Consider the following 13,666-nt stretch of genomic DNA (forward strand, 5'->3'; position numbering starts at 1 on the left):
TTCACCGACGATCAAACCGCGAACCTTCACATCCGCGTTGCTGGGCAACGCATTACCCACCGAATCGGTCACCAGGTCGATACTGACGACTTTCTTGAAAGTCTTGCTGTACGAGGTGACCGACCACGTCACGAACACGATGATCATGAGAAACAGCAGCAGTCCCAGCAGCCTGCGCTTCACCGCGGAGGTGGATTCGATCATTGTTCGGAGCTTAATGTAACCGGCGGTAACGCCCACTACGCGGCGACGGTTACCTGCATCACCTGCACGAGGGCCACATGCTGCGCATCACACTCACGGTGTCGGTTACCGCGGGTACGGTCGCTGAACCGGTCACGTCCATTCGGGAGTGACGCCTACCGTTCGACGGGCGGCGTTGTCGGCCGCGGGACCTCGTCGGACACAGGGGTGGACGGAATCCCTCCGAGGGCGCGTGGCACCAACCACATCGTCAACGCACCGAACATGATCAATATGTTCGCCCACTGAAGAAGCGTGGCGGCGCTGTCGAGCGGAATCACTCGGTCCAGCACCTGAATGTTCATGGCGATTCCGTGAACGACGACGAGCACCCACAGTCGCCGGTACTTGAAGTACACCCATACTGCGGCCGCTCCCCACAGTGCGGCCCACACGAAGCCGCCGCCGCCGAAGAACAGGTACAGGAGCCCTCTCATGCACCCGGCGAGGATCATGACCCACCCGATGGGTATTCGACCGACCAAGAGCAACACAGGAAGTGCTGCCAGCAGTGGTTCTTCACGTAGTCCAGCGGACAGGGCGGTGAGCACTGCCAACGCCGGAGATTCGACCACTGCCGGCACCGAGAAATCGAACCGCGCCACCGAGAGTCGGTCCAGCACGAGAGCGAGGGCCGACGCGGCGGCGATCGCGGCACACCAGGCGACTGCTGCGTCGACGGCCGTTCCTTGCCTGCGCGGTAGAAGTTCCCCGATGTCCGATCGCCGTAGGTAGGCGACCGCGGTGATCGCGATCGTGCCGAGTGCGAGCTGTACAACCAGCACCGCGAGGTCGGCGGCTTGATCTCGGACGCTCAAGATCGGCATCGGTGCGTTCGGATCGCGCAATCGCCAGAGAGCGCCGAGGATGCTGACCGAATACACGGCCGTCCACAGCGACACCAGGACGACCACCAGCGCGCACGTGACCGCCGGGTTCGGGCGATACCAGTCGGCGGCGCGCCCCCACATGCGAGACATTCTCGACCCCGCCTTCGCTTCGTGTCGTCCGCGTCGCTCGGTAGGTGCTGCGCGGTCCGGCCTGTGTCTACCACGAGGGACACGGTCACGACGAGGTGGCGGAGGCCGAAACGCTGGTTCGGGCGAAGGATGCGACGAGCAAACCAGCGGCGACCAACGCTGCTCCCGTGAGTGCGAGGCCACCGAGGCCGAGCCACGGCAGAACGATGCCTCCCACCCCGGCACCGCCCGCGATCCCCACGTTCGCCGTCGCGTTGATCCACGCGCCTGCGGTCTCCGGTGACGTCGGTTCTGTTCGGACTGCGGCGGACTGGTACATCGACGGAACTCCCCCGAACGCACCGGACCACACAGCGGTGCACACGAGAAGCGGCAACAACCACAGGTGTGTGCTCCCGACTGCCACGATCGATGTCGCGACGAGACCGAGCACCACGAGCATCGTTCGGCGCGGACTGCGGTCGAGCGTACGTCCGGTGAGCCACAATCCGAGCACGCCGCATGCTCCGAGGATCAAAAGCACCGGTCCGAGCGCAGATTCGACGACTCCGGCATTCAGAAGCAGGATGCTGATGTAGGTGTAGACGGTGTAGTGGCCGAGGAAGGTGAGCGCGTTGGAAGTCACCACGACCGAGAGACTGCAGTGGCCGCGAGACTTTTCGCGTCGGCCCGCGTCGCCGGGGACTGCAGGGAGAAGGATTGTCACGGCGACTACGGTGGCGGCGGACAGCACGGCAAGTACCACGAAGGACGATCGCCATCCGATGGCATTGCCCATCGATGTCGAGATCGGCACTCCCAGTACATAACCGGCCGTGGCACCAGCTGCAGCGATCGCCAATCCCCTGCCGAGGTTCGCCGGTCCGACGAGTCGGGGCACGTACCCGATGCACAGAGAAAAGAACAGTGCGTGCGCGACGCCGCCGATGCCGCGACCGAACGCAAGCCATTCGAGTGAGTGCGACAGGGCGACGACGAGGTTGCTGACGACGTATCCGCCGAGCGTCGCCACGAGAATCGGTTTACGTGGCAACCGGCGTGTCCAGATGGTCATCGGCACGGCGAGAAGCGCCACAAGACCCGCGTACAGGCTCACCAGAAGGCCTATCGACGATTCCGCGACGCCGAACGATCGGCCCATCACCGGGAGCAGCCCCACCGGCAGCATCTCGGTGGTCACCGCCAAGCACGACGCCAGCGACAGGGACAGCAGCCCCTTCGTATTGGTGCGCAGGCCCCCGTCGGTTCGCGTGCTCGTGTCTCCGGTCGACATCGGACGTAATATACTCAATTGTTGAGTTTAATCAAGTGAGAAGATGATCCGCGATGGCAACTACTTCCGATACGTCCGCGCGCGCTCGATGGCTCGGCGCGGCCCAGTTGACGGCCGTCGTACGCGCGAACCCCGGCATCACCAGGGTCGAAGCTGCTCAGCGTCTGGGCATCGGGAGCGGAGGGGCAACCGAGCTCGTCGCCCGACTGAAGCATGCGCGCATCCTCGACGAAACACCGGCGAAGACACGCGGCCGCGGTCGTCCGACGACGGTCCTCGGACCGCACCCCCAAGGTCCGCTGGTACTTGCTGCGGAACTCCGCTCGAGCGATTGGCGGCTGGCTGTCTCCGACATCTTCGGAGATCCGGTCATCGTGTCGCGCGCTCCTCGCTCGCGGCCGGATCCCGACGAGGTGCTGGCGGGTATGGCCGAGGAGATCGAGCGCATCCACCTCGAATCCGACGGCAGGGTCCGCGCGGTATCCCTTTCCGTGGCAGGCACGGTCAGTGACAACACACTCGTTCAGTTCACGCCGCGTGGCTGGACGGATGCAGACCTCACACCGATGACGGCGGGGCTTCCGTCGGATGTGGCGTTCCTTGTCGGGAACGATGCAACGTTGGCCGGGTTGGCAGAGGCGAGAACAGGTGCGGCCAGGGGAGCGTCGACGGCTCTGCATCTGATCATCGCCGTCGGAATCGGCGGGACGCTCGTCGTCGACGGCACGCCGACCACCGGTGCCCGCGGCGCGGCGGGCGAGTACGGCCACATACCGTTCGGAGACCCTGCCGTGCAGTGCCCGTGCGGCGCGCGGGGTTGCTGGGATCTGTCGATCGACGGGCGCGCACTGGCGTCGTCGATCGGCGACGCTCCCCCGGCGGATCCGGTTGGCTACGCCCGCGACCTCGTGGCGAAGCTGGACGCCGGAGACAGCGGACTCGCCCCTGCGTTCGACTGGGTCGCCGAGTCCCTCGGGCGCGGGATCGCCGGCTTGGTGAACTTGCACGACCCGGAGGTCGTCACGCTCGGCGGCCTCGCTCCTGCCCTTCGAGGCGCAGCGCAGGACAGTTTTCGCCGCGCGTACGTCGAGGGCCTCATGTCCTTCAGAAAAGCCGCTCCCCCCGAGGTTCTCGACGGGGTACACGGCGACGACGGCCCGCTGTACGGGGCCGTGCACCGAGGAGTGGACCACATCACGACGGATATCTCCCTCGCGGAGTGGTCCACCCTCGGACTCGGGTGAAGCGGGTGTGTCAGATGCTGGAGCGGTCGACCATGCCGACGGCGACACGCTCACCGGACTCGAGCGACTTCACGCCTGCTGCACAGACGGCTGCAGCCGCGTAGCCGTCCCATGCGCCGGGTCCGTCGATGTAGTTGCCGGTCTCGGCGCCTGCCTTGACGGCGTTGACCCACCGCTGGATCTCGGTGTCGTACGCCTGTCCGAAACGCTCCTTGAACGACGGAGTGATCGTGCCACCCCAGTTGCCGGGCTTCGTCTTGCGCACGAGGCCGACGTCGAGGCCGATCTGCGCGCTGCCCAGTTCTGCGACGACCTCGGTGCGAACCTCGTACGCAACGCCGGTGGTGACGAACACCTCGGCGTCGACGTGGCGTCCGGACTCGGTCGCGAAGATGGCGATCTGCGGATCCTGTAGGCCTTCGGGTGCATTCGCGTTCGCCGACGGCTTGATGATCTGGACCGACGTGATCTCCTCGTCGAGGAGGAAGCGGGTGACGTCGACCTCGTGCACCAGTGAGTCCTTGACGATCATCGCGCTGTCGAAGTTCGGCGGCACGGCGGGGTTGCGGTGCGCGCAGTGAACGACGAGCGGGCGGCCGATGTCACCGGAGTCGATGAGCGCTTTCAGCTCTGCGTACTCGTTGTCGAATCGACGCATGAAGCCGACCTGGATGAGGGTCTTACCCAGGGCTGCTTCGGCTTTCACGACGGCGAGTGAGGTTTCGACCTCGGTGGTCAGCGGCTTCTCGCAGAGGACCGGCTTGCCGTGCTCGAGGCATGCGAGGAGCTGCTTCTCGTGGGTGGGTCCCGGCGTCGCGAGCAGGACGGCGTCCACCTCGGGGTCGGCAATGGCTTCGAACGGGTCGGCCACGGCACGAGCACCAGGGATCGTGGCTGCCAGTTCCTCGGCCTTCTCGGTGAAGTAATCGTTGACCACGGCCACACGCGCGCCGGCGATCTTGTTGGTGATTCGAGCGACGTGGTCGGCGCCCATCATTCCGACACCGAGTACGGCGATGCGGAGTTCGTTCGACATTGAAGATCTCTTTCGTCAGGGTGCGGCGGGCGCGTTACTTGAAGGTGACGGAGGGAATTCCGCAGGAGCTCAGGTACTTCTGGGTCCTCTGCGCGATGGGCAGCGGCACATCGGGAGCGCACGGGTACATGTCCTGCTCGACGATTGCGAAGATGTCCGCGGTCAGCTTGCCCTCGTCGGCAAGGCGCTCGATGGTTCCGAGCAGCGGCGGCATGTCCGGGATTCCCAGCGGCGGCTCGGTCATCGCGCCGAGCTTGCACGCCTCACCGAACGGAAGATCCTCGGCTTCGACCTTGGCCCGGACCTCGACGTTGACCTGCTTGAGGTGGAGGTATCCGATGCGCTCGGGAGCGCGCTCGATGATGGCGATGTTGTCGCCGCCGCAGTAGCTGATGTGGCCGGTGTCGAGGCACAGGTTCACGAACTCGCTCGACGTTCCGTCGAGGAATCGGTAGACGTTCTCCTCGGTGTCGACGTGGCTGTCGGCATGCGGGTGGTACTGCGCCTTGACGCCGTACTGCTCGAACATGCGCTTGCCGAGCTCGTTCATTCCCTCGGTCTTCTTGCGCCACTGGTCTGCGGTGAGGTTGCGGTCCTCGAGAACGGCGCCCGTGCCCGGGTCACGCCACATCTCTGGGATGACGACGACGTGTTTGCCACCGACCGCAGCGGTCAGCTTGGCGACGTCCTCGATCTGGGTCCAGACCGCATCCCAGGAGTCGTCCTGGTGCAGGTGTTCGAACACGGTTCCCGCCGAGAGCTTGAGGTTGTGTGCCGCCAACTCGTCGGAAAGCTGCTTGGGGTCGGTGGGCAGGTATCCGAAAGGACCGAGCTCGATCCACTCGTAACCGGATGCCGAAACCTCGTCGAGGAATCGGGTGTACGGCGTCTGCTGCGGGTCTTCCGGGAACCACACGCCCCACGAATCCGGTGCAGATCCAACGCGGATCACGCTCATGGTTGTCCTTTCGAGAAGTCTCGGTGCGCGCCTCGACGCGCTTACGAGGAAGATCTGGATCTGACGCGCGTTACTGACGCGCTTCAGTCGTTTACTATGATGATCCACTGTGTGATTGTCAAGACATTCTGAATGCCGCTTCGTACGCGGTCACTTTCCAGGGGGACACCGTGCATCCATCGCCGGCATCAACGCCGCATCGACGTCCGACGATGGCCGATGTCGCCGAGCGTGCGGGTGTGTCGCGGACACTTGTGTCGCTGATCTTCAGCGACAAACCGGGTGCTTCCCAGGAGACACGCGACCGAGTCCTCGCCGCGGCCGACGAGCTCAGTTATCAACCGGATCGGGCGGCACAACTGCTCGCTCGTGGCCGGAGCCGCACTCTCGGAGTGTTGACCGACGTGAAGCAGACGTTCCAGGCCGAGATGCTCGGGACCGTCTACGACGCCGCCGAAACCGCCGGATACGACGTGTTGTTGTCGGCCAGCGGCCCGACTCGCGACGAACGCAAAGCGATCGAGGCCTTGCTCAGCCACCGGTGCGAGGGGCTGATTCTGTTCAATCCGCTCTCCGATTCCGAGTACCTGCGGTCCGTCGCGGCCAGAGCCGTCCTGACGATCGTGGGCCGCAAGATTCCTGCCCGTGGGCCCGATTCTCCCCCGGTCAACACGGTTCGTTCTGCGGACAGCAAAGGCATCCGTGCGTCGGTCGATCATCTCGTCGAACTGGGGCACTCTCGCATCGTCCATGTCGACGGCGGTGATCACGCTGTGTCGGATGCGCGCAGACGCGCCTACGTCGCGTCCATGCGAAGGCACGGACTCGATACGTTCGCCCGCGTCGTGGGCGGTGCGCACGACGAAGAAGCAGGCGCCGCTGCTGCGCGATCGTTTCTGTCCGAGGCACAGCTTCCGACGGCGGTCATGGCAGGCAACGACCGATCGGCGCTGGGCATCATGGACGAACTCACCCGGGCGGGGGTGTCCATTCCGGGCGACGTGTCCATCGTCGGCTACGACGATTCGCCGTTGTCGCGGCTGGCGCGTATCGACCTGACCACGGTGCGCCAGGACGGCGAGGAATTGGCCAGGAGGGCACTCGAGTTCACCGTCACCCGGCTGGACGACGATCGGACCGAAGGCTTCGAGTGCGTCATCGAACCCGAGCTGGTCGTTCGATCGACGACGGGTCCGCCCAGGAGCGAGGGATCCGACGGTACCGCCGACTACCGCGGCGCCTGAGAGTTTGGTCACACATCCGCTCCACGGTTTGCCGTGGTCGTGCGTGGGCTACCCGACGACACAGTGCCTGGCACGACAGTTGGCACCGATCGGAACCACCCACTCGACCAACAGGAGCGCACGATGGCTACACCCACCCTGCTCGCGCAGTTGCGAGCCGTACTTCAGCTGACCAACACCGAAATTCAGGTCGCGGAAACCCGTGTGGCGCAGGCCCGCACGGATGCCGTCCGTACCGAACTCACACAGAACGCCGCGAACGGGCGCGAACGTGCGGCCGCCATCGAGTCGGAGTTGCGTGATCTCGGCGGGCTTCCCGACATCGTCGGACCTCTCGTGGGTCGGACGCTTGCATTGTTCAAGACGCTCGCCGAGCAGGCCCAGCCGTTCGACGAGGCGCTTCTGGGCGACCTCGCTCTGGAACACCAGCTGGTCAGTCGCTCCAAGTACATCAAGGCGCTTGCGACGGCGGATTCCGAGCGGAGCGTCGTCCAACTGGCAGACCGTCTCGTTCGTGCGCACTCGGCCACGGTCGAGTGGCTGGAGACAGTTCTCGCCGAGGAAGCACTCGGAGGCCCCGTCGCCCTGCGCAGGACACCGCTTCAAGCGGCTGCCGGTGGGGCCGTTAAGATCGTGAACGCGCCCGCGACGTGGTCTGCTCGGGGCATCGACCGCGCACTGGATGTCGCCCGATCCACACCGAATCGTTTGTCCGAGCTGTTGGGCCGCGGCGCGCATGCGGGCGACATCGCCGCTCGAACGCTGTCGGCGAGCCGCGACGCGGCATTGGAGGCTGCGGAGGACGTCGTGCGCGAGGAAGGTGTCGACGGCGTCGCCGACGCCATCCACTCTGCACGTTCCGCCGCAGGCGTTCTGGACGCCGACGAGCTACCGATCGACGACTACGAATCCTTGAACGTCGCGGAAGCCGTGGCAGCGATCAAGGACTCGAGTGATCCGAAGGAGCTTCGGACGATTCTCGCGTTCGAGGAAGCACACAAGAACCGCCACGGTGTGGTCTCCGCGACGCAGACGAGACTGGCCGCGATCGCCGGTTCCATCATCGCCGTCGACTGATACTGCGGCCCGGCCCCACTTCCGTTGGGGCCGGGCCGTTGTCGGGCCCTGCGCTCACGCGCGCGTGACACGCGGCGGAAAGGTCTCCTTCAGCCCGCTGGGCCCGATGCCTCGGTCGAGCGCGACGAGAAGGACCAGGCATCCGATTCCGGACAGAATCAGTGCAACGCCGAAGACTGCCGTGAACCCGAATGCGTCGCCGACCACGCCGGCAGCGAGCCCTGCAGCACCCTGCGAGAACACCACCGCACATGCGACCAGTGTGTAGTCGGCTCCTGCGAAACGCTTGTCGGCTGCATCCATCATCAGTGCGAAGATCGCGACGGTCGCTGCGCCTCCGAGTACGTGCTCTGCCACGCTCGCAGTGACGAGGAGTGGAAATCCGCCGACGCCCAACGATGCGACCACATAGAGTGCCAGACTTGCGGTTTGAGTGACACCACCGACGAGCAGTGACCGCCGTCGTCCATAGCGCACAGACAGCCACGCGCCGAGTGCAGCGCCGCCGAGCGCCGCCACCGAGGACAGTCCCCCGTCGACGAACGCGATCTGGGCGAGAGTCAGGCCGCTGTCGGACATGAAGGGGCCGACGAGCGCCGAGCCCATCGAGTTACCGAACTTGAACAGCGCGACGAGCCCGATGAACGCCACCATCCCCGGGCGTCGCAGCCTGGCCAACCATCCGATGGTCAGGAGCGAAGCCCGCACGAGCGGGCCCGCTTCGGATTCGTCGGTGGTGTCCACGTCGGCTTCGGCCAGTGGTCGACGGGCGAACAGGACCGGAATCGTCGTGGCGATCAGCAGCACGGACATCGTGACGAACAGCGCGCGCCATCCAGCGAGCGAGAAGAGCCACAGCAGCAAACCTCCCCCGCACATCATTCCGATCCGGTATGCACCGACTTGAATTCCGTTGCCCACGCCGCGTTGTCGGACACCGAGGAGTCGGACGGCGAGGCCGTCGGTGACGATGTCCTGAGTCGCGGACAGAACGTTGACGAGGAAGATTCCGACGAACAGCCAGCGCAGGCTCGTGGACAGTTCGAGGAAGGCCATTCCCAGGGCCACGGCAGCTGCGCCCAGTTGCAGGCCGAGCAACCACCGTCGCCGGGTGCCGTAGCGATCCACGTACGGTGCCCACAGGAACTTCAGTGCCCAGGGCAGGAACAGGAACCCGGTCGCGCTGATCTTGACGAGGGAGTATCCGGACTCGCGCAGGACGACCGGCAGCGCAGTGGTGAAGAATCCGTAGGGAAGACCCTGGGCGAAATAGAGCGCGGTGAGCAGCGTGAGAGTGCCGACCGTGAACGAAGTCCCCCGCAACGCGAACGTCATGACCGACATCGTGTCAGACATCGGACTGAGGCAGGGATCGAGCACGCGTTGACAGTTTGAACTCTAACGGTTAGATTTCTAACTATGACCGGACCTGACGTCAATCTCACCAGCACTCTCGACCTACTGAGGTGGATCGGATGGGCTCAGCAGCAGGCCGGCCTCGACTGGATTCGTGAACGCGACCTCGGTCACCAGCAAAGTTTCGTCCTCGGTTACCTGACCAGGTCGCCCGGGGCGATCCAGCGGGACATCGCGAACATGACACGGACCACGCCCGCCAGTGTGTCGAGTCTTCTGCAGGGACTCGAGGCACGAGGGTTGATCGAGCGGCGTCCCGATCCGACGAACGAACGCATCAAACGGGTCTACGCCACAGAATCCGGCAGCGCACTGATCGCCGGATTCGACGACGCGATGAGGGCGATCGAGGACAAGCTCCTCGGGCCGCTCGACGACGACGAACGAACCACTCTGCACACGCTTCTGAGCAAGGTTACCGCAGAGCTCGCGCCCCCGTCCCGCGACTGACCGACCTCGCCCCACCTCCGACGCATCGACGACGCCGATGCGTCGACCGACCGTGCCCGCGTACCGCGTTGTCGGACAGGGCTTTCGCACCCATGCCCGGATCCCAACCATGCCCGGATCCCACCGCTGCACACGAGGAGTTGCCATGAATACCTCCACCGCCTCTACCGAGAACGTCACCGAGACCGAAGGTTCGAACCGGTGGTATCTGTCGTCCGCACCGATTTTTCGTGCGCTCGTGCACTTGTGTATTCCGATGGCCGCCGCGCTGATCGTGACCGCGGTCTACAACGTGGTCAACGCAGGGTTCATCGGTTCGCTCCACGACGCCACACTCCTCGCTGCCGTCACCCTCGGTTCACCGGTTCTGGGAATCGTGATGGCCGTGGGCGGAGTGTTCGGCACCGGCGGTAGCGCGTTGATCTCACGGCTGCTCGGAGGGTCCGAGGCCGATCCGTCGAAGGCCGGAGAGATCAAGCACGTGGCCTCGTTCTCGGTGTGGGGAGCTGCCGCGGTGGGTGTCGTGATCGGTGCCGTCGGAGTCGTTTTCGTCGATCCACTCGTTGCGTTGCTCGGCGCGCAGAGCAACGAGGTCCATGCCACGACGGCGTTCGTGGTGGTGATGCTGGTGTTCGTTCCGGTGCTGACGACGTCCTTCTGCCTCGAGCAGCTGGTGCGAGCAGAGGGCGCGACGCGGCAGGTGATGATCGGCCTGATCCTGTCGACCGTCGCGAACGTGGTGTTCGACGTACTGTTCATTCTCGTACTGCACTTCGGTGTTGCCGGTGCAGCACTGTCGGTCGGCCTCGCGAACGTTGTCACCGCCGTGTACTTCGTGACGTGGCTGTCACGGCACAGTGAACACGTCAGCCTCGCGCCGAGGCATGTGAGGCTGACGCGGTCGATCACCGGGCCGGTGTTCGGAATCGGCGTCGGTGAGCTGACTCAGGCAGGTTTCCTGGTGGTCACCTCGTTGGTTCTGAACAACCTCGCCGCTGCGTACGGTGACGGACCGCTCGCGGCCATGGGTGTAGCGGTACGCATTGCGCAGGTGCCTGAATTTCTCATCATGGGTGTCACGCTCGGTTGCCTGCCGCTGCTCGCCTACGCCTACGGCAAGGGTGATGCGCGGCGACTGTATGCATCGGTGCGGGGTGCCGGTGTGGCCGTCGGCGTCATCGCGCTGGTCTTCTCCGCTGCGGCGTTCGTGTTCCGCGAGCAGGTGTTCGCAGCGTTCGTCGCAGACACCTCGCTGCTCGCCCTCGGCGGTGTCGTGATCACGGCTCAGTTGGTGTCGATGATCTTCAACGGTGCCGCGGGACTGGTCACTACACTGTTCCAGGCAACCGGTCGCGTACTTCCGGCGACGATCATGTCGATGACGCAGGGTCTGGCGTTCGTCCCCATCGTCGTTCTCGGCAACCTCTGGTTCGGGCTGAACGGCATCATCTGGGCGCTGACCGTCAGTGAAGGTCTCGTGCTCGTCGCGGGCGTCGCTTTGTGGCTCGCCTCGCGAACCGCCATCGCACGAGGCCTGGACGAGGGTGATGCCGAACCGGCCGACGCCGTACTCGGTGCCGGTCAGGGAGAGATGGGCTGACGCAGAATCGTTCTGAGCCTGGACGGTTCGACCCGTCGTGCATCGCTCAGGTATATCTCGTGATGCTTCCCCGTCATCGACGCACCGGTTCGTGGGATGACGTCGTCGTGCATCGTCGCCAGGATTGCTGCCTCGTCGTCGTACGGGCCGACGTGCAGTGTCTGCACGCACCGGCCTTCGTCCAGCGTCATGGTTCGGATTCGCCGAAGACCCACTGGGTTACCTGTTCGCTCGACGGAATCTTGTGCGGCAGAAACTTTTTCGTCGTCGATCCAGTCGGGGATCAAGATCATCGCCGTCCACTTCCACTGCGCCTTGTCTCGGGCGGTGGTGAAGGAGTTCATGTTCGGTGCCCACCAGAGCGCTTCGAGCGGCATGACGACGTAGTCGCGCCCGAGCTCGTTCTTGCTCGCGAATTTGATGGCGTAGGCGACGGGGAACAACGCTTGGAGCGCCTCTCGGTACTCCGGGGCGGTGTTGGGATCACCGGAACCGTCGATCGCGATGTACTGCAGGGGCGGGACCTCCACGACGTCGAAGCGCCCCTGCCGCGCGGAGTAGGTCGGGATCGTCTTCTTGAAGTCGATCTTCATCGCCTGCTCCCCTCGCGCCGTTCAGGTGGCCAGGGGATCACCGTACCGCCAGGGGTCCCTCGCGTGCGATCTTCTCGGTGGACCGGATACCCCCATGCGGGGGTAGTCGACTATGGCGCGCGTCACATAACGTCTCGATCCTGAACCGACCACCCTTTCGGCGCCGATTCCTGGAGAGACATGACATCACTGACACCCGACGACGCGGTCACCCGTCGAACCCCCGACGCGACACCGTCGTCCGCACCGCATCCGGTACCGACGACCAGTGTTCGCAAGGTCGCGGTCGCGAGCGGCATCGGCACGACCATCGAGTTCTACGACTTCTTCATCTACGGAACCGCCGCCGCACTTGTCTTTCCGACGGTGTTCTTTCCTGCTCTCGGCTCGACGGCAGGAACGGTCGCATCGTTCGCGACGTTCGCGGTCGCCTTCATCGCGCGTCCGGCGGGCGCAGTGCTCTTCGGCCACTTCGGTGACCGGATCGGCCGTAAGAAGACGTTGATCTCCACGCTCCTCCTCATGGGAATCTCCACCTTCGTGATCGGACTTCTGCCCGGTGCTGCCACGATCGGTGTTGCGGCGCCGATCATCCTGGTCGTTCTTCGGTTCGGACAGGGGTTCGCAGTGGGTGGTGAATGGGCGGGCGCAACGCTGTTGACCGCCGAGTACGCGCCTGCGAAGAAACGTGGCTTCTACGGTATGTTTCCGCAGCTCGGCCCGTCGGCGGCGTTCATTCTCTCGAGTGGGACGTTCCTCATCACCGGGGCGGTGTTCGGTGACACCAACGAGGTCTTCCTCGACTACGGCTGGCGAATTCCGTTCCTTCTCAGCGCGGTGCTGGTGTTGATCGGTCTCTACATGAGGCTGGCGATCGAGGAGACACCGATCTTCCGTGCGAACCAGGCAGAGGAAGAGAAGGTACAGGCCCGCGCGACGAAGCTCCCCGTGCTCGACGCGTGGCACGTGCAGAAGCGCGAGGTCCTGCTCGCCGCAGGTGCACTGGCATCGCTGTTCTCCCTCTTCTACATGGGCACCGCATATCTGACCAGTTACGGGACCAAGACTCTGGGATTCGACCGGCCGTTCGTACTGTGGACCGGAATCCTCGGGGCCGTGGTGTTCGGCATCGCAATCGGGCTGTCCGCGGTGTACTCCGACCGTGTCGGCCGTCGCCGCGTCATCATGGCGTCCTGCTCGGTGGCGATTCCGTGGACACTCGTCCTGTTTCCGCTGCTCGATACCGGCAACCCCGGTGCGTACGTGTTTGCGATGTGTGTGACTCTGTCCATTTTCGGTATTGCGTACGGTCCCACGGGCGCCCTGCTTCCCGAGCTGTTTCAGACCAGGTTCAGGTACACCGGAGCGGGACTCGGGTACAACCTGGCGGGTGTACTGGGTGGCGCGATTCCTCCTCTGCTTGCGGCCCCGTTGACCGCGCAGTTCGGCAGTATCGCCGTCGGCGTGATGCTTGCACTGCTGTCCGTTCTCAGCCTCGCCTGCACCAAGGCCCTCGTAGAGACGAAGGCTGTGGACATGACCTGACCCCCAC

12 protein-coding genes and 1 pseudogene are annotated in these 13,666 nt (G+C 64.6%); 6 read left to right on the plus strand and 7 right to left on the minus strand.

Going from position 1 to position 13,666, the window contains the following annotated elements; translation table 11 throughout:
- The 3 genes and pseudogenes from CH289_RS03555 to CH289_RS03565 all read right to left on the minus strand — a co-directional run.
- Nucleotides 1-204, minus strand: a pseudogene (locus CH289_RS03555) (MCE family protein); the annotation flags it as partial.
- A 155-nt stretch (nucleotides 205-359) separates the two neighbouring features.
- Entirely contained in the window at nucleotides 360-1,214 is an 855-nt protein-coding gene (locus tag CH289_RS03560) for a CPBP family intramembrane glutamic endopeptidase (protein ID WP_019667722.1), read from the minus strand.
- A gap of 94 nt (nucleotides 1,215-1,308) precedes the next feature.
- Complete coding sequence (locus tag CH289_RS03565; protein WP_094727271.1) at nucleotides 1,309-2,496, minus strand: MFS transporter; 1,188 nt, start codon at nucleotides 2,494-2,496, stop codon at nucleotides 1,309-1,311.
- A 53-nt stretch (nucleotides 2,497-2,549) separates the two neighbouring features.
- On the opposite strand from CH289_RS03565, the gene CH289_RS03570 reads away from it, so the two are divergent.
- A complete protein-coding gene (locus CH289_RS03570) occupies nucleotides 2,550-3,740 on the plus strand; it encodes an ROK family protein (protein WP_026348236.1) in 1,191 nt (396 codons plus the stop codon).
- A 10-nt stretch (nucleotides 3,741-3,750) separates the two neighbouring features.
- Here CH289_RS03570 and CH289_RS03575 read toward each other — a convergent pair whose 3' ends face one another.
- Both CH289_RS03575 and CH289_RS03580 read right to left on the minus strand, forming a co-directional pair.
- Nucleotides 3,751-4,776 (minus strand): Gfo/Idh/MocA family protein, encoded by a 1,026-nt coding sequence (locus tag CH289_RS03575; RefSeq protein WP_094727273.1) that lies wholly within the window; start codon nucleotides 4,774-4,776, stop codon nucleotides 3,751-3,753.
- A 34-nt stretch (nucleotides 4,777-4,810) separates the two neighbouring features.
- Entirely contained in the window at nucleotides 4,811-5,734 is a 924-nt protein-coding gene (locus CH289_RS03580; RefSeq protein WP_019667726.1) for a sugar phosphate isomerase/epimerase family protein, read from the minus strand.
- Nucleotides 5,735-5,946: 212 nt separating this feature from the next.
- Here CH289_RS03580 and CH289_RS03585 point away from each other — a divergent pair, with 212 nt between their 5' ends.
- Both CH289_RS03585 and CH289_RS03590 read left to right on the plus strand, forming a co-directional pair.
- Nucleotides 5,947-6,978: a LacI family DNA-binding transcriptional regulator gene (locus CH289_RS03585; protein WP_019667727.1), complete on the plus strand. Its 1,032-nt coding sequence runs from the start codon at nucleotides 5,947-5,949 to the stop codon at nucleotides 6,976-6,978.
- 123 nt (nucleotides 6,979-7,101) lie between these two features.
- On the plus strand, nucleotides 7,102-8,055 hold the full coding sequence (locus CH289_RS03590) for a hypothetical protein (protein WP_019667728.1): 954 nt from the start codon (nucleotides 7,102-7,104) through the stop codon (nucleotides 8,053-8,055).
- Nucleotides 8,056-8,109: 54 nt separating this feature from the next.
- On the opposite strand, the gene CH289_RS03595 is transcribed toward CH289_RS03590, so the two are convergent.
- Nucleotides 8,110-9,411 carry an MFS transporter gene (locus CH289_RS03595; RefSeq protein WP_094727275.1) on the minus strand — a complete coding sequence of 434 codons (1,302 nt, stop codon included), beginning with the start codon at nucleotides 9,409-9,411 and terminating at the stop codon, nucleotides 8,110-8,112.
- A 63-nt stretch (nucleotides 9,412-9,474) separates the two neighbouring features.
- Here CH289_RS03595 and CH289_RS03600 point away from each other — a divergent pair, with 63 nt between their 5' ends.
- Together CH289_RS03600 and CH289_RS03605 are read left to right on the plus strand one after the other, a co-directional pair.
- Nucleotides 9,475-9,921 carry a MarR family winged helix-turn-helix transcriptional regulator gene (locus CH289_RS03600; protein WP_019667730.1) on the plus strand — a complete coding sequence of 149 codons (447 nt, stop codon included), beginning with the start codon at nucleotides 9,475-9,477 and terminating at the stop codon, nucleotides 9,919-9,921.
- Nucleotides 9,922-10,066: 145 nt separating this feature from the next.
- Nucleotides 10,067-11,521 carry an MATE family efflux transporter gene (locus CH289_RS03605; RefSeq protein WP_094727277.1) on the plus strand — a complete coding sequence of 485 codons (1,455 nt, stop codon included), beginning with the start codon at nucleotides 10,067-10,069 and terminating at the stop codon, nucleotides 11,519-11,521.
- On the opposite strand, the gene CH289_RS03610 is transcribed toward CH289_RS03605, so the two are convergent.
- Nucleotides 11,503-12,114, minus strand: coding sequence for a GyrI-like domain-containing protein (locus CH289_RS03610; RefSeq protein WP_019667732.1), 612 nt, complete (start codon nucleotides 12,112-12,114; stop codon nucleotides 11,503-11,505). The two genes, CH289_RS03605 and CH289_RS03610, sit on opposite strands and share 19 nt — an antisense overlap.
- 180 nt (nucleotides 12,115-12,294) lie before the next feature.
- Between CH289_RS03610 and CH289_RS03615 the strand changes: the two genes are divergently transcribed.
- Entirely contained in the window at nucleotides 12,295-13,659 is a 1,365-nt protein-coding gene (locus tag CH289_RS03615; protein ID WP_037139123.1) for an MFS transporter, read from the plus strand.
- Nucleotides 13,660-13,666: the final 7 nt, after the last annotated feature.

The organism is Rhodococcus sp. RS1C4 (assembly GCF_002258225.1).
Lineage (GTDB): Bacteria > Actinomycetota > Actinomycetes > Mycobacteriales > Mycobacteriaceae > Rhodococcoides > Rhodococcoides fascians_E.

Bases quoted from the DNA above. Each gene is read 5' to 3' on its own strand.
- CH289_RS03600 (WP_019667730.1), top strand. From the start codon at position 9,475: ATGACCGGACCTGACGTCAATCTCACCAGCACTCTCGACCTACTGAGG.
- CH289_RS03605 (WP_094727277.1), top strand. From the start codon at position 10,067: ATGAATACCTCCACCGCCTCTACCGAGAACGTCACCGAGACCGAAGGT.
- CH289_RS03580 (WP_019667726.1), bottom strand. From the start codon at position 5,734: ATGAGCGTGATCCGCGTTGGATCTGCACCGGATTCGTGGGGCGTGTGG.
- CH289_RS03585 (WP_019667727.1), top strand. From the start codon at position 5,947: ATGGCCGATGTCGCCGAGCGTGCGGGTGTGTCGCGGACACTTGTGTCG.
- CH289_RS03595 (WP_094727275.1), bottom strand. From the start codon at position 9,411: ATGTCTGACACGATGTCGGTCATGACGTTCGCGTTGCGGGGGACTTCG.
- CH289_RS03615 (WP_037139123.1), top strand. From the start codon at position 12,295: ATGACATCACTGACACCCGACGACGCGGTCACCCGTCGAACCCCCGAC.
- CH289_RS03575 (WP_094727273.1), bottom strand. From the start codon at position 4,776: ATGTCGAACGAACTCCGCATCGCCGTACTCGGTGTCGGAATGATGGGC.
- CH289_RS03565 (WP_094727271.1), bottom strand. From the start codon at position 2,496: ATGTCGACCGGAGACACGAGCACGCGAACCGACGGGGGCCTGCGCACC.
- CH289_RS03570 (WP_026348236.1), top strand. From the start codon at position 2,550: ATGGCAACTACTTCCGATACGTCCGCGCGCGCTCGATGGCTCGGCGCG.
- CH289_RS03610 (WP_019667732.1), bottom strand. From the start codon at position 12,114: ATGAAGATCGACTTCAAGAAGACGATCCCGACCTACTCCGCGCGGCAG.
- CH289_RS03590 (WP_019667728.1), top strand. From the start codon at position 7,102: ATGGCTACACCCACCCTGCTCGCGCAGTTGCGAGCCGTACTTCAGCTG.
- CH289_RS03560 (WP_019667722.1), bottom strand. From the start codon at position 1,214: ATGTGGGGGCGCGCCGCCGACTGGTATCGCCCGAACCCGGCGGTCACG.